The sequence below is a fragment of the Neobacillus paridis genome (assembly GCF_016765675.1).
GTDB classification, from domain to species: Bacteria; Bacillota; Bacilli; order Bacillales; family Cytobacillaceae; genus Neobacillus; species Neobacillus paridis.
This window is the reverse complement of sequence record NZ_JAESWB010000174.1, coordinates 1-754: the sequence shown is the minus strand read 5'-3', so window position 1 is coordinate 754 and position 754 is coordinate 1. Positions and strand designations below refer to the sequence as shown.

The following is a 754-nucleotide window of genomic DNA, read 5'->3' as shown; positions in this document are numbered from 1 at the left end:
ATACATCTCGCCACCGCGACCACTGACTTCGGCATCCTGTTCCTGCCCACCGAAGGCCTGTATGCGGAAGTGATGCGCCGGCCCGGCCTGGCCGATGAAATCCAGCGCACCTGCCGCATCACCATCATCATTGCCGGCCCGTCCACGCTGTGCGCGCTGCTCAACAGCCTCCAGGTTTCCGCTCGCTGGCGCTGGAGAAGCGCTCCTCCGAGGTATGGCAGGTGCTGGGCGCAGTCAAGACCGAGTTCGGCAAGTTCGGCGACGTGCTGGCCAGCACCAAGCAGACGCTGGAGCGGGCGGCCCGCAATATCGAGCAGGCTGAAGTGCGCAGCCGCCAGATGTCGCGCAAGCGCAAATCAGTGGAAGCGCTGCCGAACGACGCGGCGCAGGCCTTGCTGGGCGTGGCCGCGCTGGAGTTTGGGGAAGGAAAGGAAGGTACGACCGATAGGTAGAAAACAGTAAGCGCTGGCAGCTTGCCTGGCCGGTGCTAATAGGAGACCGGGGCCTGCCTGGGATGGAAACCAGCCTTGGGACCCGCTTGCGGATTCGGATACGAAAATGGTTTGCCATTTCCCGTTACATCGATCATGCAGTATGACCAAACAATGTTATCCCCGCAGCGCCGTCGAACCGATGTACACGAACAGTCCTTGTTCGCCAGACGCGCGACGTGCAGCCGGCGCTCTGGTACTCGGTCGTACAGTTCGACATCCGCATAGATTCAAGTCAAGGTGCAAGCTGCGGTCGCACCAGT

1 pseudogene is annotated in these 754 nt (G+C 61.7%); it reads left to right on the top strand.

Features of this window, described 5'->3' with window-relative positions:
• Positions 1–72: 72 nt before the first annotated feature.
• Positions 73–452 (top strand): annotated as a pseudogene (rmuC, locus tag JK635_RS28385) (DNA recombination protein RmuC).
• The last annotated feature ends 302 nt before the right edge of the window (positions 453–754 follow it).